Source organism: Facklamia sp. 7083-14-GEN3 (genome assembly GCF_024742075.1).
Lineage (GTDB): Bacteria > Bacillota > Bacilli > Lactobacillales > Aerococcaceae > Facklamia.
On the sequence record NZ_JANSGD010000001.1, the window covers coordinates 693,286 to 715,755 of the forward strand.

General features: G+C 38.6%; 21 protein-coding genes and 1 riboswitch. Of the genes, 1 reads left to right on the forward strand and 20 read right to left on the reverse strand.

Annotation, left to right across the window (positions count from 1 at the left end; translation table 11 throughout):
- Positions 1–8: 8 nt before the first annotated feature.
- The 9 genes from rpe to gmk form a co-directional block, all read right to left on the reverse strand.
- Positions 9–659 (reverse strand): ribulose-phosphate 3-epimerase, encoded by a 651-nt coding sequence (gene rpe, locus NW240_RS03240; protein ID WP_258436267.1) that lies wholly within the window; start codon positions 657–659, stop codon positions 9–11.
- A 6-nt stretch (positions 660–665) separates the two neighbouring features.
- Positions 666–1,586 carry a ribosome small subunit-dependent GTPase A gene (gene rsgA / locus NW240_RS03245; RefSeq protein ID WP_258436019.1) on the reverse strand — a complete coding sequence of 307 codons (921 nt, stop codon included), beginning with the start codon at positions 1,584–1,586 and terminating at the stop codon, positions 666–668.
- Between the two features lie 77 nt (positions 1,587–1,663).
- Positions 1,664–3,643, reverse strand: a complete 1,980-nt coding sequence (pknB, locus tag NW240_RS03250) for a Stk1 family PASTA domain-containing Ser/Thr kinase (RefSeq protein WP_258436020.1) — start codon at positions 3,641–3,643, stop codon at positions 1,664–1,666.
- Positions 3,627–4,403: a Stp1/IreP family PP2C-type Ser/Thr phosphatase gene (locus NW240_RS03255; protein WP_258436021.1), complete on the reverse strand. Its 777-nt coding sequence runs from the start codon at positions 4,401–4,403 to the stop codon at positions 3,627–3,629. The genes pknB and NW240_RS03255 overlap by 17 nt, the downstream gene beginning before the upstream one ends.
- A gap of 8 nt (positions 4,404–4,411) precedes the next feature.
- Positions 4,412–5,773 (reverse strand): 16S rRNA (cytosine(967)-C(5))-methyltransferase RsmB, encoded by a 1,362-nt coding sequence (gene rsmB, locus NW240_RS03260; RefSeq protein ID WP_258436022.1) that lies wholly within the window; start codon positions 5,771–5,773, stop codon positions 4,412–4,414.
- Between the two features lie 3 nt (positions 5,774–5,776).
- The gene (gene fmt, locus NW240_RS03265; RefSeq protein WP_258436023.1) at positions 5,777–6,760 is read right to left on the reverse strand and encodes a methionyl-tRNA formyltransferase; all 984 of its coding nucleotides are present in this window, start codon (positions 6,758–6,760) and stop codon (positions 5,777–5,779) included.
- Between the two features lie 14 nt (positions 6,761–6,774).
- Positions 6,775–9,189: a primosomal protein N' gene (priA, locus tag NW240_RS03270; RefSeq protein ID WP_258436024.1), complete on the reverse strand. Its 2,415-nt coding sequence runs from the start codon at positions 9,187–9,189 to the stop codon at positions 6,775–6,777.
- Positions 9,190–9,264: 75 nt separating this feature from the next.
- Positions 9,265–9,459, reverse strand: coding sequence for a DNA-directed RNA polymerase subunit omega (rpoZ, locus tag NW240_RS03275; RefSeq protein WP_258436025.1), 195 nt, complete (start codon positions 9,457–9,459; stop codon positions 9,265–9,267).
- A complete protein-coding gene (gene gmk, locus NW240_RS03280) occupies positions 9,456–10,097 on the reverse strand; it encodes a guanylate kinase (protein WP_258436026.1) in 642 nt (213 codons plus the stop codon). Before gmk ends, rpoZ begins: the two co-directional genes overlap by 4 nt.
- Positions 10,098–10,288: 191 nt before the next feature.
- Between gmk and NW240_RS03285 the strand changes: the two genes are divergently transcribed.
- Positions 10,289–10,639 (forward strand): hypothetical protein, encoded by a 351-nt coding sequence (locus NW240_RS03285; RefSeq protein WP_258436027.1) that lies wholly within the window; start codon positions 10,289–10,291, stop codon positions 10,637–10,639.
- Between the two features lie 98 nt (positions 10,640–10,737).
- Here NW240_RS03285 and NW240_RS03290 read toward each other — a convergent pair whose 3' ends face one another.
- The 11 genes from NW240_RS03290 to uvrB form a co-directional block, all read right to left on the reverse strand.
- Positions 10,738–11,337, reverse strand: a complete 600-nt coding sequence (locus NW240_RS03290) for an energy-coupled thiamine transporter ThiT (RefSeq protein WP_258436028.1) — start codon at positions 11,335–11,337, stop codon at positions 10,738–10,740.
- Between the two features lie 2 nt (positions 11,338–11,339).
- Positions 11,340–13,028, reverse strand: a complete 1,689-nt coding sequence (locus NW240_RS03295) for a ribonuclease J (RefSeq protein WP_258436029.1) — start codon at positions 13,026–13,028, stop codon at positions 11,340–11,342.
- Positions 13,029–13,230: 202 nt separating this feature from the next.
- Positions 13,231–15,336, reverse strand: a complete 2,106-nt coding sequence (gene pnp / locus NW240_RS03300) for a polyribonucleotide nucleotidyltransferase (protein ID WP_258436030.1) — start codon at positions 15,334–15,336, stop codon at positions 13,231–13,233.
- A gap of 161 nt (positions 15,337–15,497) precedes the next feature.
- Positions 15,498–15,767, reverse strand: coding sequence for a 30S ribosomal protein S15 (gene rpsO, locus NW240_RS03305; RefSeq protein WP_258436031.1), 270 nt, complete (start codon positions 15,765–15,767; stop codon positions 15,498–15,500).
- Between the two features lie 131 nt (positions 15,768–15,898).
- Positions 15,899–16,432, reverse strand: coding sequence for an NUDIX domain-containing protein (locus NW240_RS03310; RefSeq protein WP_258436032.1), 534 nt, complete (start codon positions 16,430–16,432; stop codon positions 15,899–15,901).
- Positions 16,419–17,693, reverse strand: a complete 1,275-nt coding sequence (locus NW240_RS03315; protein WP_258436033.1) for a folylpolyglutamate synthase/dihydrofolate synthase family protein — start codon at positions 17,691–17,693, stop codon at positions 16,419–16,421. The genes NW240_RS03310 and NW240_RS03315 overlap by 14 nt, the downstream gene beginning before the upstream one ends.
- Complete coding sequence (folE, locus tag NW240_RS03320) at positions 17,690–18,274, reverse strand: GTP cyclohydrolase I FolE (protein ID WP_258436034.1); 585 nt, start codon at positions 18,272–18,274, stop codon at positions 17,690–17,692. The genes NW240_RS03315 and folE overlap by 4 nt, the downstream gene beginning before the upstream one ends.
- Entirely contained in the window at positions 18,261–18,761 is a 501-nt protein-coding gene (folK, locus tag NW240_RS03325; RefSeq protein ID WP_258436035.1) for a 2-amino-4-hydroxy-6-hydroxymethyldihydropteridine diphosphokinase, read from the reverse strand. The genes folE and folK overlap by 14 nt, the downstream gene beginning before the upstream one ends.
- A gap of 3 nt (positions 18,762–18,764) precedes the next feature.
- Entirely contained in the window at positions 18,765–19,115 is a 351-nt protein-coding gene (gene folB / locus NW240_RS03330) for a dihydroneopterin aldolase (RefSeq protein WP_258436036.1), read from the reverse strand.
- Between the two features lie 8 nt (positions 19,116–19,123).
- Positions 19,124–20,116: a dihydropteroate synthase gene (gene folP / locus NW240_RS03335; RefSeq protein ID WP_258436037.1), complete on the reverse strand. Its 993-nt coding sequence runs from the start codon at positions 20,114–20,116 to the stop codon at positions 19,124–19,126.
- A gap of 75 nt (positions 20,117–20,191) precedes the next feature.
- Positions 20,192–20,284: riboswitch (THF riboswitch) on the reverse strand.
- Between the two features lie 61 nt (positions 20,285–20,345).
- A complete protein-coding gene (gene uvrB, locus NW240_RS03340; RefSeq protein WP_258436038.1) occupies positions 20,346–22,343 on the reverse strand; it encodes an excinuclease ABC subunit UvrB in 1,998 nt (665 codons plus the stop codon).
- Between the last annotated feature and the right edge of the window lie 127 nt (positions 22,344–22,470).

Genomic DNA, 22,470 nt, shown 5'->3' on the forward strand with positions numbered 1-22,470 from the left:
AATTGGCCTTAGGGTCTTAAGGAAGCGATAGCTGCAGCCAGATCTTCTTGCTTAAAGATATAGGAACCAGCGACTAAAACATCTGCACCAGCCGCTATACAGCTTTTAGCTGTTTGATCATTGACGCCTCCGTCTACTTCAATCTCATAGTGATAATGATCATTTTCTTGACGTAGTTTGGCTAGTTTATCTACCTTAGTCATAGTTGATTCGATAAAGGCCTGACCACCAAAGCCTGGATTAACAGTCATCACCAAGACTAAATCCGCTAAGTCTAATAAAGGATAGACCGCTTCAACTGGAGTCCCTGGATTAATAGCCACTCCTGCTTTTTTTCCTAAGGCCTTTATCTGTTGCATGGCTGAATGAATATGTTGGGTAGCTTCCACATGCACGGTGATAATATCTGCTCCCGCGTCAGCCACCATTTCCAGATAACGCTCCGGTTGATCTACCATCATATGACAATCAAAAACCATCTGGCTTTGAGATCTTAATCCTTTAAAAATCATCGGACCAAATGAAATATTAGGTACAAAGCTTCCATCCATAATATCAATATGTAGGTAATCCGCTCCACCCTTTTCGATGGTTTGGATATCCTCTAACAAGTGATTAAAGTTAGCGCTCAACATTGAAGGTGCAATTTTCATGATTATTCTCCTTTAGTAGTAGATTTTTTTGTTTTCAATTTTTTCTAAAATCTGCAGGTAATTCTGATAGCGACTGTTAGTAATTCCCCCACTTGCTACTAACTCTTTTACATGGCAATTGGGTTCGTTCTTATGGATACAAGATCTAAACCGACATTTCGCACCTGCTTGGTGAATTTCCGGGAAACAAGCGGCCAACTCTTCTTTTTCCAAATGATCAAAATCAATGGCTGAAAAACCTGGAGTATCCGCTAAAAGCCCTTGCCCAAAACGATAGAGGGTCACTTCTCGAGTGGTGTGTTTACCGCGGTTTAAATGGCTAGATATCTGATTAGTTTTTATATCAGCTTCGGGTAGCAGTTTGTTTAGGAGGGTGGATTTTCCCACTCCCGATTGTCCGGTCATTACATATATTCCTTCTTGAAAAATAGCTTGAATGGCTTGCATTTTGTCATCCGATTGGTCAAAGAGAAAGACTTCATAACCGATATTTTCATAGATTGTTCGAATTTCATCTACCAAGCTTTTGGCTTTATCCAGTCCTTTTTGATCCACTAATAGATCGTATTTACTTAAGATGATGATAGGTTGAATTCGATGAGATTCCACTGAAACCAAGAAATAATCCAATAAATTATAGGAGAATTCAGGTTCTACCAAGGACATTACGATAAGTGCGTAATCCACATTGGCAACAGCAGGCCGAATCAGGGAGTTCTCTCTTTCAAAAATTTCTTCTATTCTACCTACTTGACTCTCATCCTGTTGGTCCATGACGAACCTAACCCGATCACCCACTAAGGGGTTGGTCTTCAAGTGACGAAAGTTTCCTCTTGGTTTTGTTACAAAGGATTCTCCCTTTGACCATACATAATAGAAGCCGCTCACCGCTTGATAAATAATTCCTTCATGCGAAGTAATAAGCTGTTTCAAATAGTTTCCTCCTTTGGTCTTATATACTTAGAAAAAGAGTTAAGAGTCAGTGGTGCTGCTCTTAACTCTTCAATTTCTTAATTAGGATAGACAGCTGAAGACTGAGCGACAATCTCGCCATCTCTTAAGACACGATACTGCCCAGATCCCCCTTCAGGGATATAAAGGACGATCTGAATTTCACGCGATTCAGTTATTTCAATTTCACGCGCTACTTGAGTGATATTATTACGATCATCCCCTATAAAGACTTCTATTGTATTCGGTAGGGGTTTGCTTTGTTCATAATCATTTTCAGCGTATTTCGGCACGTAATCCAAAAAGATAGTTTCTGTTGCAGTGGAGACATCAGATTTTTCTTCTCCTTGGGAGACAGTCACCTGAATGGTGTCGCCTTGAACGATTGGTGAGCCAGAAAGTGGATTTTGGTCAATGACAATTCCTTCAGGTAAATAATCGTGATATTGATAAGCTTCTTCTACATATAGACCATAAGTATCTGCAAATTTATAAACCATATCAATCGATAAGTTAGCAAAATCTTGCATAGTGGTTTGCTCGGAGTACGATCCAATCACTAAAATAATCGAACTTTCACCAGGAACGACTTCTGTACCAGGTGCAATACTCTGCTCTAAAATTTTACCTGATTCTGACGGACTGGCTGCTAAATATCTTAAATCAACAATAAAACCTGCATCGATGAGTTTTCGACGGACTGGCTCATAATTTTGATTGAGATAATCACCAATTTTTACTCTTGGTTTGCCATCAGAAAAAGTTAGATTGACTTTAGATCCACGATTTATACGATCTCCTGATTGCGGATCGCTTTCAATAATTTGACCGCGCGGAACAAGGTCATCCCAAACAACTGTGCTTTCGCCAATCACTAGATCATTCTCTTCAAGCAATTCAATCGCTTCATTTTGGTCAAGACCAGATAATTCAGGAACAATGACGCTAGCTACGAATAAGCGATAGGCGAAAAAGACAGCTAAAGATAGTAAAGACAAGATGGCAGCAAAGAAAAGAACTTTAAAAATCTTTGAACCAAAACGGTCAGATTTTTTCTCTGGTAAGTCAAAGGTTGGAAACTTTTCTTCGTCTAAAGGCTCAGGTCCTTCGATTTTTTCTGTAAGCACACGGTCAGCAGCTGGAATAGGCTGAATGGATTTAAATTGTTCCGATTCATCTAATTGACTGCTAGGAACAAAAGGCTTTTCATCAATACGTCCAACACTTAGAGAAGAAGATAGATCATTAAACATATCTTGGGCAGAACGGTAACGATCTTTAGCTTGCTTAGACGTGGCTTTTAAGACCACATTCTCTAAACTCTGGGGGACATATTCTAATCGCTCACGGATCGTTGGAAAGGGCTCTTGAAAGTGTTTTAGTGCAATTGAGACGGCTGATTCCCCATCATGTGGAACAGAACCCGTGATTAACTCATATAAAACGACTCCCATAGCGTAAATATCTGATTTAGTAGTTGCGCTTTTACCTTTGGCTTGCTCAGGCGATAGGTAATGAACCGAACCTAGCAAGGTGTTAGTCTGGGTAATCGAAGTATCTGATAAAGCCACAGCAATCCCAAAGTCAGTAATCTTGACCACATTATTTTCAGTAATTAAAATATTTTGCGGTTTAATATCGCGGTGAATAATACGATTTTTGTGAGCAACATCAATAGCCGCTACAATTTGTCCCATTATTGAAACGACTAGTTCAAGCGGGACAGGAGCATTCTTTTTAATGAAGGTTTTAAGGTCTTGGCCTTTAACATATTCCATCACAATATATTGCTGTTTTTCATGTTCATCAACATCATAAACTTCTACAATATTTGGATGTAAGAGTTGACTGGCTGAAATAGCTTCTCTTTGAAAGCGACGAATGGCATCTTGATTATCCTGGAAGTCATAGCGTAAGACTTTGACAGCCACGTCTCGATCTAAGATTAAATCATGGGCTAAAAACACATTCGCCATGCCACCTTGACCAATGACAGAAGTCAGGACATAACGGTCGGATAGTTTATCCCCTATTTCCATGAATGTTTTCGCCCCCTTTGCCTTCCAAATTAAACTCGCTGGCTAGAATAATTGTAATATTATCTAAACCCCCAGCATCATTAGCCGCTGCAACTAACTCATCACCTAAGCGGTCTAAATCTTTATGATTACTTATTATTTGTTCAATTTCCTCATTTTTGATCATGCCATTTAAGCCATCTGAACAAAGTAAAAGAATTTCAACTTTATCTAGAGAAATTTCTGAAAAAGTTGGTTCTAGAACCATAGGTGTTCCGATGGATTGAGTCACCACATTACGACGCGGATGATCCATACTTTCTTCAACAGTAATTTCACCTGTACGAATTAACTCATTAACTAAAGAGTGGTCTTCTGTTAATTGTTTTAATTGGCCTGCTCCATAGGCATAGGCTCTCGAATCGCCAACATGACAAATAAGAATGGTGTTTTCAACAATCGTTGCAAGCACAATTGTCGTTCCCATTCCATCATATTCAGGATTAAGATCTGCTTGATTCAAAATGAAGGTGTTCACTTGATTGACCATTTGGGTCATCCAAGCATGAGCTTGGATTATCGTCATAGGATCATCAATTTTTTCAAAAGCCCGGCCAATAAACTCTGTTGTTTGTTGACTAGCAATATCTCCCGCCAAATTTCCTCCTACCCCATCACATAGAATAAAAAGGATTTGTTGATTTTGTGAATAAAAGTAATCCGCATAATCTTGGTTGGAACTTCTCTTTTTCCCTATGTTTGAATGTATAGTGATTTTCATAACTCACCTCAATCTAATTTTTTAAGAAAACGACTGATAAAAAAGCCATCTGTATCGTATTGTTGAGGCCAAATGCGAAGATATCCTTGGGAAGTTATTACATTGTCTGGTAAAACTTCTTCAGCTTGGATGGACTCAACTTGTAAATCACTATTTTCCTTTAAGATTTCTTCGATTAAATATTCATTTTCCTCATAAGTTAGCGTGCAGGTAGAATAAATTAACCGACCGCCAGCCTTGAGTAGTGAAAGCATGTGATTAAACAGTTGCTTTTGTAATTTTACCAATTCTTGAATATCGTCAGGTGTTTTCTGATATTTGATTTCAGGCTTACGACGCATCAAACCGATACCTGAACAGGGTGCATCTAAGTATATCACATCAAAAGCGATTTGAGAAAGTGGTTGGAAGTCTAATGCATCCGTTACTAGTAAATCCATTTTATCACTTAAAGATAGCCGCTCGGCATGGTCTTTTAAGATGTTTAACTTACGATCGGAGATATCTAAAGCTGTTAAATGCCCATCCGTAAGAAGTGAAGCAATGTGGGTAGCTTTCCCACCTGGTGCTGCACATGCGTCCAAAACATTTTCAGAACCTGTCAATTTCCCTAAAGGCGCTACCAGCATGGATGATTCATCCTGAATGGTAAACAAACCTTCTTGATAAGCTTGACTGTTAAAGACATCCCCTGATGTGATTTTTAGGCCAAAAGGCGAGACTTGACTGTTAGTGACCGTCAATTCTTGCGCTTTTAATTGATCCATAATTGGTGTTCGCATAGCGGCTGGTCCGTTGATCCTAGCGCTTAAATGAGGTACTTGGTTGAGACTAGAAAGGAAGTTTTTAAGATCAGTCTCTGGCAAATGCTGGTGGAAATATTTAACTAACCAAAGCGGAACAGAGTGCTCAATCGACAGTCTTTCCAAAGGATCTGTAATCACCGTCAATGACTTAAGTTCTTGGCGGAAGAAGTTCCGCAAAATAGCATTGACTAGTTTAGCGATTCCTTGATGACCATTTAATTTGGCTATCTCTACCGCTTCATTAACAATGGCGTGCTGAGGTACTCGGTCTAAATAAATAGCTTGATAGATTGATAATCGCAAAAGGCTGTGTACCCAATCTTCTAATTTACCTTTTATGAAATCTTTTAAATAAAAATCTAAGGTCAAGCGACGTTGTACGCTACCATAAACCACTTTTACGATTAAGTTTTTATCTTGACTGCTTCGATCACTGGAAGCCAGATAATTATCCATCACAAGATTAGAATATTGATTTTGATTATCAATCTGGTCAAGTAAAACCAACATGTCCCAACGTAGATTATTTTTCAATTTGGTTTGACTTCTTTGTTTAATTTTCATGATTTACTGGTCCTTTGCACTGTCGAATATCTTACCAATTAAACTATCTGCCGGTGTTCCTTTTAAATACTCTTTGACCTTCATCCGTTTTTTACCCGCCGGTTGGTATTCACTAACTGCTAAGTAGGAATCTTGACCACATCGAACGTAAAAGTGTTCCTCATCAGCAGCGACAATTTGGCCCGGACTTTCTTCTGTCAATTTTCTTTCAACATTAGTATCAAGCTCTTTTAAAGGTTGGGCTCGCCAGACTTTTACTCTTTGACCTTCTAGTAAAGTGTAAGTGGTTGGAAAAGGTCTAAAGGCCCGAATATGGCGGTCAATGACATACGCACTTTGTAACCAATTTAACTGTTCTTCATGCTTTTTAATGGTTGGAGAATATAACACTTGACTATATTCTTGTGGCGTTGCTTCGTACTCTCCGTTAAAAAATTTAGGTAAGAAGTTTAATAATAACTCTTTACCTACCACAGCCAGTTTTTCGAACAGTATACCTACATCATCCTTCTCAGAAATCGGTAAAGCGGTTTGGATAAGAATATCCCCCGCATCCATTTCTTCAACCATTTTCATAATTGTCACACCGGTCTCTTTTTCACCCCGCCAGAGAGCATAATGAATGGGTGCACCTCCACGGTATTTAGGTAAGAGCGAAGCGTGGACATTGATGGACCCATGACTAGGTGCTTCTAATAAATCAAGTGGTATTTTCTGTCCATAAGCAGCTGTTATGATTAAATCAGCTTCGGTATTCAAAAGAGTCTGATATTCCGTAGAACCGGCTAATTCTTCTGGTTGATAAACTGGTATATTAGCCTCTAATGCCGTTTCTTTAACAGGAGGTGGTGTTAAAATACGTTTACGTCCAACTGGTCGATCGGGTTGAGTTACTACAGCGATCACCTCATACTCAACTTGTTGGATTAATCCTTTCAAAATGGTTGCCGCAAAAGGAGGCGTTCCCATAAAAATTATTTTTTGCATTTAATAACCTCTTTCTAAATAAAATACTGGGGTTCATGGTCTATTTGAACAAAGACTCCCTTGGCTTGGCTTTCTTGACTAGAAACAAGAATGGTTTGTAGCTGGTCTTTAACTAAGTCTACTTCTTTATATTTTAAGAGTAAATGGAAATGATAATAATCGTTAATTCGTTCAATTCCCCCTGTTGAGGGACCTAAAATCATTAATTGAGTATTCACTTTGTTCATTAATTGCTCTTTGAGTTGATAAATCATTTTTTGAGCCTTCCCTCTATTTTTAGAAGACACCTTGATTAAAGTCGTATAAAAATAAGGTGGATAATGACTCAAATGGCGTCTTCGCATTTCATAATAAAAGAAATTTTCATAATCATGTTGTTTGGCTAGCTGAATCACATAGTGATTAGGATTATAAGTTTGAATCACCACTTCACCTTTTAACTTGCCACGCCCTGTCCTTCCAGCTACTTGAGTCAATAATTGAAAGGTTTTTTCAGCAGCTCTAAAGTCCGGTAAGTTTAAACCTGTATCTGCGTTTATCACTCCAACCAGAGTTACTTGTTCAAAATCAAGTCCTTTAGCAATCATCTGTGTCCCCAAAAGAATCGAGCCTGGTTGTTCAGCAAATGCTTTTAATAGCTTTTTGTGAGATCCTTTGCGCCGAGTGGTGTCATTATCCATACGGATGATTGGTGTTTGAGGAAAGCGCTGTTGCAAACTTTCGGCTACCTTTTGAGTGCCAATGCCTTGCTTTCTTAAATGTTCAGAGCCACATTGTGGACAATTGGCTGGCAGTCCGACTTGGTAATCACAATAGTGACATTTAAGTTTTTCACCAATTTTATGATAAGTTAAAGAAATGTCACAACGCGGACATTGAATGACATGACCACATGCTCGGCATAATACATAAGAGGCATAACCTCTTCGATTTAAAAGTAAAACCACTTGCTCTTTAGCGTCTAATTTTTCAGCAATCTTATCCTCTAAGAGTTGAGAAAGTTCTAGTGTTTCTTGGTCCAACAAATGCTGAGTCATATCGACAATGGTTACGGGAGGTAAGGACTGTTGATTGACGCGCTTGTCCAATCTTAACAACTGGTACTTACCAACTTCAGCACGAGCACGTGATTCTAAAGAAGGTGTCGCTGAGCCTAAAACTAAAGGACATTGATGATATTCTGAACGCCATTGGGCGACTTCTCGTGCGTGATAGCGCGGATTATCTCCTTGCTTATAGGTAGTTTCATGTTCTTCATCAATAATAATAATACCGATATTTTTTAAAGGAGCAAAGATAGAAGATCGAGCACCTACCACTACTTTAGCTTCTTGTCGAATGATTCTCCGCCATTCGTCATATTTTTCTGTCAGTGATAACGCAGAATGTAAAACAGCAACGCCCTTACCAAAACGTCCAATCACCTGGTCTACCATTTGTGGGGTTAAGGCGATCTCTGGTACTAAAAGAATGGCTGTCTTATCATCTTTAAGAGCCTCAGCTATTAATTGTAAATAAACTTCCGTCTTGCCTGATCCTGTGACTCCCTGTAGTAAAAAGGTCTGCGACTGTTCCTCAGTCATTTGTTTTTTGATTGTATCAAAAGCTTCTTGTTGTTGAGCTAATAAGGATTTGGCTGATGAAGGGAGTGCTTGATCCACTTGATAAGCAGGTCGGTAAACTTCCCTTTCTTCAAGAGTCAACCAACCTTTTTTAACCATGGTATTAATAGTGGCCTTGGAGACTTGGGCAAGATTTGCTAATTGATCGAACTCTATGGATTGCGTCAATTGGTGGTCAATGACGACTGCCAAAACTTGTCCTTGTTTGTAACTGCGTTTATCTAATTGGTCGAGTAAATCTTGGTATTCTTTCAACGAACGATTAAGTCGAACGTATTTGAGCGTCTTATGCGTTTTTTGATCGACCAATTGATAGGTTAATTGAATAATTTCTTCATCTAATAAGGAGCGAATTTGACTAGCTGTCAAACTTTCTTCCAACCATTGGCGAGTAACATTCAACTGCTTTAATTTAGCGGGTGCACAATCAAGCACCTCCGCTAATCTTTCTGGTTGTTTTATTTCCACCACAGTCTGGTACTTGACTCTTAAAATGCTCGGTAACATGGCTTGTAGAACCGAAATCCTAAAAGCGTAGAGACGGTCAGCAAGCACTTGAGAAAGTTCAACCAATTCCTGACTTAAAAAGGATTCATAGTCAATTAAACGTTTAATCGCCTTAAGTTCCCCCTGATAGTTACTACTGTCTTTCAAATTAACAACAAAAGCCATTAGGTTACGATAACCAAAAGGGACTTCCACTCGCATTCCGACTTTAATTAAAGCTTGCATTTTATCATCTACTTTGTAATCAAAAGTATGATTGACTTGTGCAGTGGGTATATCAATGATAACCTCAGCAATCATTCGCTCACCTCCTATTAAAAAGCTACTATGAAATCATTTAAAATGATCTGCATAGTAGCCTTCTTATTCGCCCTTTTATTTTTTAATAGATAATACTCCCGCAACAACTTCTTCTAAAGCCTTGCCTACAGGTTTATCTGATTTATAATCCTGTAATTGCATAATTTTATAATCTTCCATTTCTTTAGCACGTTTACTTGCTAATGTTATTAAAGAATACTTAGATGGTTCTTTTTTTAATAATTCATCAATTGATGGATATAGCATCATGATTGCTTAGCCTCCTCTTCAAAATATGCATTGATATCTGCTTGGATCGAATGCATGACTCTTTCGACCCTCAGATGTTCACTTTTAATTATAGCATTAATTTCATCAACCGCCTCAGAAATTTCATCATTAACTACTACATAATCATAATGACGCATTAATTCAATTTCTTCTTTTGCTTTATTCATACGGCGAGCGATTACTTCTTTGGAATCCGTTCCACGATCGGTTAGGCGTGACTCTAACTCATTCAGACTTGGAGGCGCTAAGAAAATAAAAATCCCCTCTGGAATCTTCTCTCTCACCTTGCGAGCACCCTGAACTTCAATTTCAAGAAATACATCGCGTCCTTGCGCTAAATTCTCTTCAATGGATGCTAGCGGAGTCCCATAGTAATTGCCAACATATTCTGCGTACTCTAACAAGGCTTCTTGAGCAATTAAGTCCTCAAATGATTCTCTACTCATAAAGAAATAGTCTACTCCTTCTAACTCACCTGGTCGACGCTCTCGAGTAGTTGCTGAAACAGAATAAACATAGTCACAATTTGTATCTTCAAAAATTGCGCTGCGAACCGTTCCTTTTCCGACACCCGAAGGGCCTGATAAAACGATTAATAATCCCCTTTGTTTTAACATGACTTCCCTCCATTACTTCATGTCCTCTATAGTACCACATTTAACTCTCTACATAAAGATAAGCTAACAAATAAATAAAATGAAAGGATTCAATGGATACGAAAATTTGTTCGTAAAACAATTGACAAAAAGAACCTTTGTTCGTATAATAAAATTACAAACACATGTTCGACATTAAAGGAGAGGTTATTATGGAATTACCAATCAAAAGACAAACTAACTGGCTTAGCCGTATAAGCCAATCCCTTTTTCAACCCTTTTTTCAACCCACTCCACTTATTAAAGAAAATATCGAAATGATGCCCCTTGCTCGAGTTGAAGGAATGCTTCATCAAGCTTATATCAAGCAAGTTCCCTTAAATATACTAATTGAATACTATTTACCCGATCAAACAATGGAAATGACCGAAATTGAAGCCTATGTCCTAGCTCCTATTGGTTCACAAAATATCGTTAACCTACAAGTAGGACCTAATCGCTTCCACCTAAATTTGAATCAAATTATTAATGTGACTGCCATCACAGAAACTTTAATTGCTTAAGTCCATTAATCGATTAAAGATTTGATTAATACAGCACAATCCCCGCTGTATTTTCAAAAAGCCCTCATCATTTTGATGAGGGCTTTTGTTTTATTCGGTTAATCATTTAACAAACTAGAAGTTTCTTTGCGTGAAAGATATTTACTGCGTTTAGGAATGATCGTCTGTGGCACAAAACGAGCAAGAAGTAATAAAACACCTGCTGATAGTAGCCAAGATATTAAGAGCCCTAGCCAATGGTTAAGATTATTGAACTCAAATAAAAGTTCCTCTCCCAAGGCAAAGGGTACAATCATTTGGCGAATAGCAATAAATAAAATTAATGCTAAAAGACTGCCAGTGAAAATATTCAAATAGGTGGAAGAATAGCGCTTATTGTTCAGAGTCTTTTGCGTATATTTCGCAAACAAGCCTGTAACGCCTACTGCCAACAGAGGAGCCACCCATTGACTAATTAAAACTAACCAATCACCTAATTCCCCATCAACCAAACCTTGGATAATTCCAACAAAGAATCCGCTGATGATAGTAGAGGGTGCACCATGGCGAAATCCTAGCCACATTAAAGGGATTAAGGCAATAATAATCTCAAGTCCAAAAAGATTAATAGCCACTTCATCAGATACGAAAAACAAAATAAGGGATAGGACAAGAGCAATCACTATGTCCCAAAACTGTCTCACACTGCGTTTGTTCATAATTACTTATCACCTTTTTTTACTTGATAATTTGAGGCTTCCATAATAATTGGTAAGATAACCGGACGACGTTTAGTCTCCTTATAAAGATATTTACCAATTTTTTCACGTAGGTCGCCCTTAAGATTGTTCCAATCAAAATCATCTGAAACAATGTGTTTTTCTAAAACATCGAGGGTAATATCTGAACAAGCCTCAATTAAATCAATGGAAGTTTTCATAAAGACGAAACCACGCGATGTAATTTGTGGACCAACTAGGATTTTCTTCAAACGACGTGAAATAGTCGCCACTACAATGAAAATTCCGTCTTCACTTAGAATACGACGGTCTCTTAAGACGACATTTCCAATATCGCCAACTCCAATTCCATCGACTAAAACATCCCCTGCTGTTACCTGACCTGCTTGGATAACTTTTCCATTTTCAAAACTTAATACGTCTCCAATAGATGGTATAATAATTTGATCTTCAGACATTCCCACTTGCAAGGCTAAATCACCGTGTGCTCTTAACATACGGTATTCTCCACTGACAGGAATTAAAAAGTCAGGTTGGATAAAGTTTAACATCAACTTTAAATCATTCGGTGTAGCATGACCCGATGTTTTAAAGTGGTCCGTTACACTCATTACCCGAGCGCCGGCTCGGTATATCATATCTTTTGTACGAGCTACCGTTTTTTCCATTGAAACGGATGGAGTAGTTGCGATATAAACTGTATCATGTTCCTTTAAAGTGACTGTTTTATGCTTGCCTTGAGCCATGGCTTGAATCGTTTGAATGGGTTCTCCAACATCGCCAGTAGCCAAAATAACAATTTGTTCATCTTGATACTTTTTGATATTTTTAAAATCCCCAAAAATATCACGACTTGGAATAGAAATTTTATCTAATTTTAAGGCCACATCCACAATTTCATAAAGATCTTTAGTTGGGAAGAAAATAGTCCGTCCCGATTGGTGAGCAGCTTCTAAGACTTGCTGGATGCGCATAATATTAGAGCCAATCGTTCCCACAATCACTCTACCGCGCGCATTACGGAAGACTTCTGTTATTTCTTCCGTAATCACTCGATCATTCACATTTTCCACTGGGGATTCTGCCTCAGCAGAGTCACTTAATAAAGCAAGAACCTTTTTCTTACCGAGGTCTGTCAACCTTCCAAAATCAGTACGGTAAGCTTGTGAAGCTGAAGGGTCAAAACGGAAATCGCCGGTGAAAACAATCGCTCCTTCTTTAGTATCAATCACGATACCGACTGAATCCGGAATGGTGTGAGTGGTACGGAAGAATGAAACATTCACATCACCAAATTCAATTTCTGTTTCTGAATCGATCACATGGAAATTTTCAATACGATCATCGTGCCCTTGTCTACGTGCAGAAAGTGATGCTAACTCAATCGTTAACTGAGTACCGAAAACGGGCGCATCAATCTTATCTAATAAATAAGGTAAGGCACCTACTGCATCGGCATGCCCATGTGACAAGAAAATCCCCACTACACGCTCAGCATTTTCTTCTAAATAGGTGAAGTCTGGAATCACCATATCAATCCCTAATAAATCATCTTGTGGATACAATAATCCACAATCTAATACAAAAATAGCTTGGTCCACTTCGACCAAATACATACTTTTTCCCTCTTCGCGAATACCACCTAAGGGAATAACTTTAATTTCACTCATAATACACCTCAATTATTATTTTTCATATTTTATTAAACGGCTAGCAGTTTGATCTCTTAACAGAAATCAAAATCTGTCTTATCTCAGCTATTATAACATAGACCACCCTAAATTAAAATTTGAGACGCATGTTATCTTCAATTATCAATGATTGATGAATTTATATAATAAAAAAGCCCTCCATTCTAGGAGGAGCTAAAAATTATTCTGGCTTTTGCATTAGCACTTTACGTGATAAATCAATACGACCTTTTTCATCGATACCAGTTACTTTAACCGTTACAGTATCACCAATGTCAAAGACATCTTCTACATTTTCAATTCGACGGTGATCAATTTGAGAGATATGAAGTAGACCAGATTTTCCAGGTAGGACTTCCACGAAGCAACCATACTTCTCGATTCTAATCACTTTACCTTCATAGATTTTGTTAACTTCAACATCTTCAACCAAGCTAAGCACAATCTCTTTAGCCTTTTGAATCATGGCTAAATCGGAAGAAGCAATGCTAACTTGTCCTTCTTGAGAAATATCAATCTTAACGCCTGTTTGATCAATAATGGAGTTAATGGTTTCGCCCCCCTTACCAATGACCACTTTGATTTTTTCAGGATCGATTTGAACCATTTCAATCTTTGGTGCATAAGGACTCAATTCTGGTCGTGGTTGCGCTAATTCGCTAGTGATATTATCTAAAATTTCAAGACGCGCTTTTTTAGCTTGGGCTAAGGCTTCTTCTAAAATAGCCTTAGTGATCCCTTTAATCTTAATATCCATTTGTAAGGCCGTTATACCTTCGGCAGTTCCCGCTACTTTAAAGTCCATATCCCCTAAATGGTCTTCTAAGCCTTGGATATCAGTTAATACGGTATAGTTATCACCGTCCATTACTAAGCCCATTGCAATTCCAGCTACGGGTGCTTTAATAGGGACACCGGCATCCATTAAAGCCAATGTGCCAGCACAAATTGATGCCTGTGAAGAAGAACCATTAGATTCTAATACTTCCGCCACCAAACGAATAACGTATGGGAATTCTTCTTCTGAAGGAATAACTTGCGTTAAAGCTTTCTCACCTAAAGCACCGTGTCCAATTTCACGACGACCTGGTGAACCCACTCGCCCGGTTTCTCCGACTGAGAAGTTAGGGAAATTATAGTGGTGCATGAAGCGTTTGCCTTCTTCTAAACCAAGACCATCGATAATTTGATGTTCGGATAGAGGAGCCAAAGTAGCAACTGATAAAGCTTGGGTTTGTCCACGGGTGAAGAGTCCGGAACCATGGGTACGAGGTAAGATACCAGCTAGTGATTCTAATGGGCGAATTTCATCAATTTGACGACCATCTGGACGAATACGATCATGGGTAATCAAACGACGAACGACTTCTTTTTCTAAGTCATGCATAGCTGAAGAAACATCTTTCAGCTTCTCTTCTAGATCTTCTGTTTCAGCGTACTTTTCACTAAAGTAAAATTCTGCTTCTTCAGTCAATTGAGTGACTGCTTCATCCCGCGCTTGTTTTTCCTGTGTTTTAACAGCTGTAACCATTTTTTCATTGTATAAGCTATTGACTTGTTCAGTAATTTCGTGATCGATTTTAACTAATTCAAATTCAAATTTTTCTTTACCCACTGCTTGGACAATCTCATTTTGGAAGGCCACTAATTCTTGGATATTGGCATGTCCAAATAATAAAGCTTCTAACATATCTTCTTCAGTCGCTTCTTTAGCTGAAGATTCTACCATGTTGATAGCTGTCGCTGTCCCCGCAACCGTTAAGTCAATCTCAGAAACTTCCTTTTGGCTTGGTGTTGGGTTGATAATAAACTCGCCATCTACACGTCCCACATCCACACCGGCAATCGGTCCGTCAAATGGTATATCTGAAATCGCAAGTGCTAAAGAAGAACCAAACATAGCTGCCATCCCTGGTGAGCAATCTTGTTCAACTGAAAGAACGGTATTGGTAATTTGAATTTCATTTCGCACACCATCTGGGAACATCGGACGGATTGGACGATCAATTAAACGGGCGGTTAAGGTAGCGTTGTCTGACGGTCTTCCTTCACGCTTTAAGAAACCACCTGGAACCTTACCTACCGCGTACATTTTTTCAATATAATGAACCGTTAATGGAAAGAAATTCATTGGTGAAGGATTTTTAGATGCTACAGCCGCCGTCAAGACCACTGTGTCTCCATAACGTACTAAAACCGCTCCATTCGCTTGTTTAGCCATTTGTCCTACTTCAACAATTAAAGGACGGCCTCCCCAATTCGTTTCAAACACTTGTTTAGTTGTCATAACATAACTCCTTTTAATTTTTTATCATTCGGAGTAGCACTAAACAAAAATCAATCGTCTAAAGTTTAAACGCCTCATTTTTGTATAGTGTGAAACTCCGAACAAATCTATTAGTAATATAACAAAAAGGATGGCTAAATGCCATCCTTTAGTTGAAAGGATTAACGACGTAATCCTAATCTTTGAATTAAATCACGGTAACGAGTAACGTCCTTGTTACGTAAGTATGCAAGTAAGTTACGACGATGACCAATTTTTTTCATTAAACCACGGTAAGAATGAAAATCTTTCTTATGTGTTTTAATATGGTCGTTTAAGTTGTTGATGTCTTCTGTTAAGACAGCAACCTGAACCTCAACAGAACCGGTATCACCTTCGTGACGTGCGTATTCCTTCATGATTTCAGTTTTACGTTCTGGAGTTAATGCCATATTATTCACCTCTTTCTCTATTATTTCCTCACGCTAAGTAAAGCGTTGGTGATGCGCTAAACCGAGCGAGGGCTTTGTTCTGAATTTTCATACAGAACAATAACTAATTATAGTTTAAAGCCGTCTGGTAATCAAGATTTTTTCTTAATTAATTGAAAATAAGGTTTAAATTCGGCTGGGGCTTGATCTTCTTCTAATAAGTGAACAGCTAATTCTGATTGAGCGCTCTTTTTTGTGAACCCTTGGAAGTAGTATCTAAAATCTATGTGATAATGAGACCCTTCCGCTTTTTGTGAATTAGCAGGAATGGCAAATAAATTAAGGTCTACCAATTCGGATCGAGTAAGGGAATCAAATTTTAAACCCGTTTCTTCATAGAGTTCACGCAAGGCTGTTGTTTGCGTGGTCTCCCCTATTTCTACATGCCCTGCGGGTAATAAAGTTTTATGCAAGTAAGGATGACGAATAAAAACTAAAGACTGGTCTTGAAAAACCAAAGCAGAAGCTGATAAGTGTAGTGAACTTTTGCGGTCCAAGAGATTACTTTCGGGATATTGGTTTATTATTTCTTGAATCCTCAAAAACTTCTGCTGATTAAAGAAGGGTGAGACTTTGATCAATTCCTCTGCACGATTCAAAATTTCTGCTGCGTTAATTTGTTGCAAACAAATCCCTCACTTTTTTTATCAGATGGAAGGACCCTACAACAATAATAGGACGGGCTTGGTCTTCCATCAATTGTTTTAGGCCTGCACGACTATCCGGATATGAAATCACAGAGCTTCCTTTTTCTTTAAAAAGTTTTGCTAGCTCTTCTGTGCCCATCGCTCGATCCGGGAAATCGGGCTGAGTCACATAAAAATCAGCCGTTAGCTTTAATAATTCAGCTAGAATACTTGGAACGTCTTTATCTTTGAGAAAGCCACACAAAATGCTTAGCTTTTGGTCAGCATATAATGACTGTATGCTAGAGACCAATTCTTGAATCGCATCTAAATTATGGGCAGCATCTAAGATAATGTCGGGATTGCTTTGTACTTTTTCAAAACGTCCAATCATTCTTAAGTCTTTAAATACCTTTGCAATATCAGTCTGTAAGGGGAAAGGATTTTCGTGTTCTAACCATACTTGGTACCATGTAAAGACGGTCTTTAAATTTTCATTTTGAAAAGTCCCTAATAGCGGTAAATAAAGTTCAAAACTTTTGTGATTTAATTCCACTTGGTAATAATGTGGACGCTTGTATACGATTTTCTGATCAGAGCTGTCATAAAAAGTGCTTTTTTGCTCCAAGCTTATTTGTTTAAGACGGTCGACCACCCCTACTTTTTGATTAGGTGCTACAATGACCTGCTGATTAGGATGAACAATCCCGGCCTTGGTCTCTACAATCGCTTGTAATGAATCACCCAATAAATTTAAATGATCCATACCGATTTTAGTAAAGATGGCATATTCTGAGTGGCTAATTGCGTTGGTCGCATCAAGGCCACCACCTACACCACATTCTAAAACCAAATAATCACAAGCCAAGTGGGCATAATAAACCATCGCAATCAAAAAGGTAGTCTCAAATTGTGACAAATCCTTTTGCGGGTCTAGGCCTAAAATAATCGCCGCTTGATGGACTTCCGCCATGATGCGATTAAATTCTGACTGGCTAATCATTTTGTCATTCACTTTAATACTTTCACATTCTGAATATAAATGAGGACTGGTAAATAGCCCTGTGCGATATCCATGAGCGAGTAACAACTGTGAAATCATATTGGCAGTTGACCCCTTACCATTGGTTCCCGCAATGTGGATAATCTTAACGGCTTGATCAGGTTGGCCCAATTGTTTCAACATGGCTTTCAAGACTGCCAAACGATCGCCCTCACCATAAAGAATAGTGGGTAAGTTATCAGTTAGGCTTTCAATCATAAGGCGTTCACCTTAGGTAAAGACTGTAGGAATTCATTCCGTAACTGAACATCTTCATTAAAGGCTCCTAAGTAAAAATTGGTTCGGGTAATTGAATTAACTTTTTGGACGCCTCGCATTTCCACACACATATGCCGGGCATCAACTACCACAGCAACCCCTTTTGCATTGGTAATTTCCATCAAAACATCCGCTACTTCGCGCGTAATATTTTCTTGCACGTTTAACTTTCTGGCGGCATAATTTACCAATCTTGGTATTTTTGATAGACCAATAATTTGTCCATCTTGTGGCAGATAGCCGACATGAACATTCCCAAAGAAGGGTAACATATGATGTTCACACATAGAGTAAAAAGGAATATTATTAACTGCTACCATTTGTTGATTAGGGCTAGCATCGGTTGGGAACATTTTTCCCTCTGTAAACTTCTCTAAGCGTGTTGAAGCAGTGATTTCTTTTAGCGATTTGGCAACACGCTTTGGTGTCTCAATTAACCCTTCACGATCGGGGTCTTCTCCGATTTCAATTAAAAGCTCACGAACTAATTCTTCAATACGATCTAAATTAATTTCTTTCATTTTCATCCACTCTTTCTATTCTTTGATCTTGGGAGTCTTCTAACCGTTCTATTGCTTGCTGAATTTGCTCATATGCAAAAAAATTAGAATCAATAATTTCTTTTAAAGGAATTAACACAAACAAACGATTCATTATTTCAGGATGCGGTATAGTTAACTTAGGGTCTTCACTTTCTAAATGGTCAAAATATAAAATATCCAAATCTAAAGTTCTAGGACCCCAAACCACCAATCGCTTTCTTAATAACTTGGCTTCTATTTCATGTAGGTATTCCAATAAGTCATAAGGGTCCAAGTCCGTTTCAATGGCAAGCGCTTGATTAATAAAGTCGTCTTGCACCACTCCTCCTACTGGAGAAGTCTGATAAAAAGCTGAAGCTTTAATCAAATTAATTTGTGGATGAGCCACTAAAAGTTCTTGCCCCTTTCGCAAGTTAGCCATGCGGTCTCCTAAGTTAGATCCGACACTCAGATAAACAGTCGCCATCTTCTATCCCTCCAATTCAATTTCAGCGGAATCTAAAATACCATCGATGGGCAATTGCAATTTGCGAACGTTGACTTTGACTTGACTAATTAGTTGTGGATTGGATTGTTTTATTAAATCCAAAAGGTCAAAAGCAACTGTTTCAATCAAGTCGACTCGTGTTTTTTGAACATATTCAGCAATTAGATCATAAAAATGCGCATAAGAGACTGTTTCATTTAAATCATCACGTGTGACGCTGGCCTTCATGGTCACCGTCAAATCAACAGCGATGTTTTGACCTAATTTCTTCTCTTCAGGGAAATAGCCAATATGCGAATAAAAACGCATGTTATTTAATTTTATTTTAAACATAACTCCTCCTATTTAAGTGGATAGGCAGCAAAATTTGTATCTGCTAAACCATCAGACAAGCGCAGGTGGTTACCAATCAATGAAGCAATTCGGTGAGAGCTTCCTACATGAACGCGAAGCATTTCGATGCCCATAAAAGCAGCGATAGCTGATAGGGCAGCAGAGGCTTCATCTCTTTGTCTAAATCCTTCTTCCGTTTCAACATCTACATTAAAGCCAGCTTCTTGCAGAGTATTTTGGATGAAACGTTTACGAGAAACCCCTAAGAAACAAGTGAAGCCTTTTTGGTGAATCTGATTGGCTTGGTGAATTAATTGGTAGTTCTCACGTTTAGTCAGACCAAAGCCAATACCTGGGTCAAGTGCAATCCGGTCTTTTGATATGCCCGCTTCACGCGCATACTCTAAAGACTTATCAAAATACTTATCCATCAATTCAACAGCGTCCATTTTTGCAAAGGCGTCCAATTCCTCTTTGGTAAAGACGCCTTCCGCTCCAAATTTAGGAAAAACCTTAGCGGATGGATGGTCTGGACGCACAATCACTGGATTAGCCATTACAATGACGCCAGCTTGAGTAGGCGCAATGACTGATGCCATACGCGGATCCCCTAAAAGTCCGGTAATATCGTTAATAATATCGGCTCCAGCTGCTAGTGCTGCTTGGGCGACCTCAGATTTCCACGTATCGACTGAGATTATTACATCAGATTGAGCTCTTAGCGCCTTGATGACTGGGATGACACGTTGGATTTCTTCTTCAATGGCCACATAAGTCGAACCTGGACGGGTAGATTCCCCTCCAATATCAATCATCTGACAACCTTGGCTAATAAGTTCTATCGCTCGATTATAAGCCGCTTCTAGACCAAACCACTTTCCTCCATCCGAAAATGAATCAGGGGTCACATTGACAATTCCACACAGTATTGTAGGTTCTCCATGCTGAATTTTATGTTGGTTAAAACGAAAAATTGGCCGTCTTCTTTGACTACTGTCCATAATCAACTCTCCCACTTGAATATTTTTAACTCAAAAAAAAGAGCACTCTCCTAAAGAGTGCCCCCACAAGATGAAAACAGCGGAGGCGATTATCCATCGCGTGAGAATCACTTCGTCTTCTAGCGACATCCCATCTAGAAGCACTTTACGTAGATAACCTACTCTGTTTTTGAATTCCTCTATATTGTAAGGGAATACATTAAAAATTACAATGTTAGAATTTTATAGCTTATTTCATCTTGAAGTGCGCTTTCAACTCCATAATTAAGTCACGGGTTTCAGCTGCTTTTTCGAAATTCATTTCTTTAGCATAAGATTTCATCAACATCGTCAAACGCTCCAATTCTTCTTCTCTTTGCATCCGTGAGAGTTGTTTGAAGTCTAACAAAACATTTTCTTGACGATCTTCCGCTTCCACATCATGAGTGATACGAATTAAATCGCGAATATCTTTTTTAATAGTCGTCGGTGTAATGCCATGTTCTTCGTTATAAGCTGTTTGAATTTGACGTCGCCTTTCCGTCTCATCAATCGCTCTCTGCATGGAGTTAGTGATTCGGTCTGCATACATGATTACGCGACCGTTTTGATTACGAGCGGCTCGACCAATGGTCTGAACCAAGGCACGTTCTGATCTTAGGAACCCTTCCTTGTCAGCATCTAAAATGGTCACTAGAGAAACTTCAGGAACATCTAAGCCCTCTCTTAACAAGTTAATACCGATTAGGACATCAAAAATACCTAATCGGAGGTCACGGATAATTTCCGTTCGTTCCAAGGTTACAATATCTGAATGCAGGTATTTAACTTTAATATCTAATTCTCTGAGATAATCTGTTAGATCTTCAGACATTTTTTTGGTTAAAGTGGTCACAAAGACACGTTCATTTCTTTTCACCCTTAAACTAATTTCGGAAACTAAATCATCAATTTGTCCCTTAATCGGTCGTACTTCAATAACTGGATCTAATAAGCCAGTTGGACGAATGATTTGTTCCACATATTCATTATTAGTATGTTCTAATTCATAAGGACCCGGTGTGGCTGAGATATAAATAATTTGATTAATATGATCTTCGAACTCATTGAGTTTAAGAGGACGATTATCAACTGCTGAAGGCAAACGAAAGCCGTATTCAACTAATTGTTCTTTACGCGCTCGGTCACCGTTATACATTCCACGAATTTGTGGCATGGTAATATGGGACTCGTCCGCTACGATTAGAAAATCATCTGGGAAGAAATCTAATAGAGTATATGGTGGCTCCCCTGGCGCACGACCATCCATATGGCGTGAATAATTCTCAATACCTGAACAGTAGCCCATTTCCAATAACATTTCGATATCATAGTTGGTACGTTGTTCTAGTCGTTGAGCTTCTAACAATTTGTTTTCAGAGCGTAAGACTTCCAGTCTCTCCTCTAATTCTTTTCGAATGCTTTCAACTGCTCTTTGCGTTTGATCCTGATTGGCTACGAAGTGGGTAGCCGGATAAATGGGATAGTGTTCAACATCATTTTTTATTTCACCCGTTAATACATCCACTTCACGGATACGATCAATCTCATCTCCAAAAAATTCAACCCGAATGACTTCTTTATCTCTTGAAGCTAAAAAGATTTCTAAGACGTCCCCACGTGCTCTAAAAGTTCCACGTTGAAAATCAATGTCATTGCGGACAAACTGCATGTCGACTAAGCGAGCCATCACTTGGTCACGGCCAATTTCTTGACCTTGGCGTAAAGAAAGCACATGCTCACGATACATGTCCGGGTCAACCAATCCATAAATACACGACACTGATGCGACTACAATTACATCGTCTCTTTCTAATAACGAAGAAGAAGCCGAATGACGCAACTTATCAATTTCGTCATTGACACTGGATTCTTTTTCGATATAGGTATCAGAAGATGGTACATAGGCTTCTGGTTGATAGTAATCATAGTAGGATACAAAATATTCGACAGCATTATCAGGAAAAAATTCTAATAATTCGGAATATAATTGACCGGCCAAGGTTTTATTATGGGCTAGGACTAGAGTTGGCTTGTTGACTTCTTCAATAACTTTAGCGACCGTATAGGTTTTTCCCGTACCGGTAGCCCCCAGTAAAATCTGTTCTTTTTTTCCTTCTCTTAAACCAGCCGCTAACTCTTTAATTGCTTGGGGTTGATCACCAGCTGGTTCATAAGGAGATACCACCCTAAATTTATTACTCTTCAAAAACTCGCCTCCATTTGTACGTGTGTTCTTAATAAGTTACACAAATTAAGCTTGTCTCACAAGTTCAATGCTTGATAAGTAAGCTGACTTAAATTTTTTATTGCAAGTTGACTTTGTCTTCTGTATA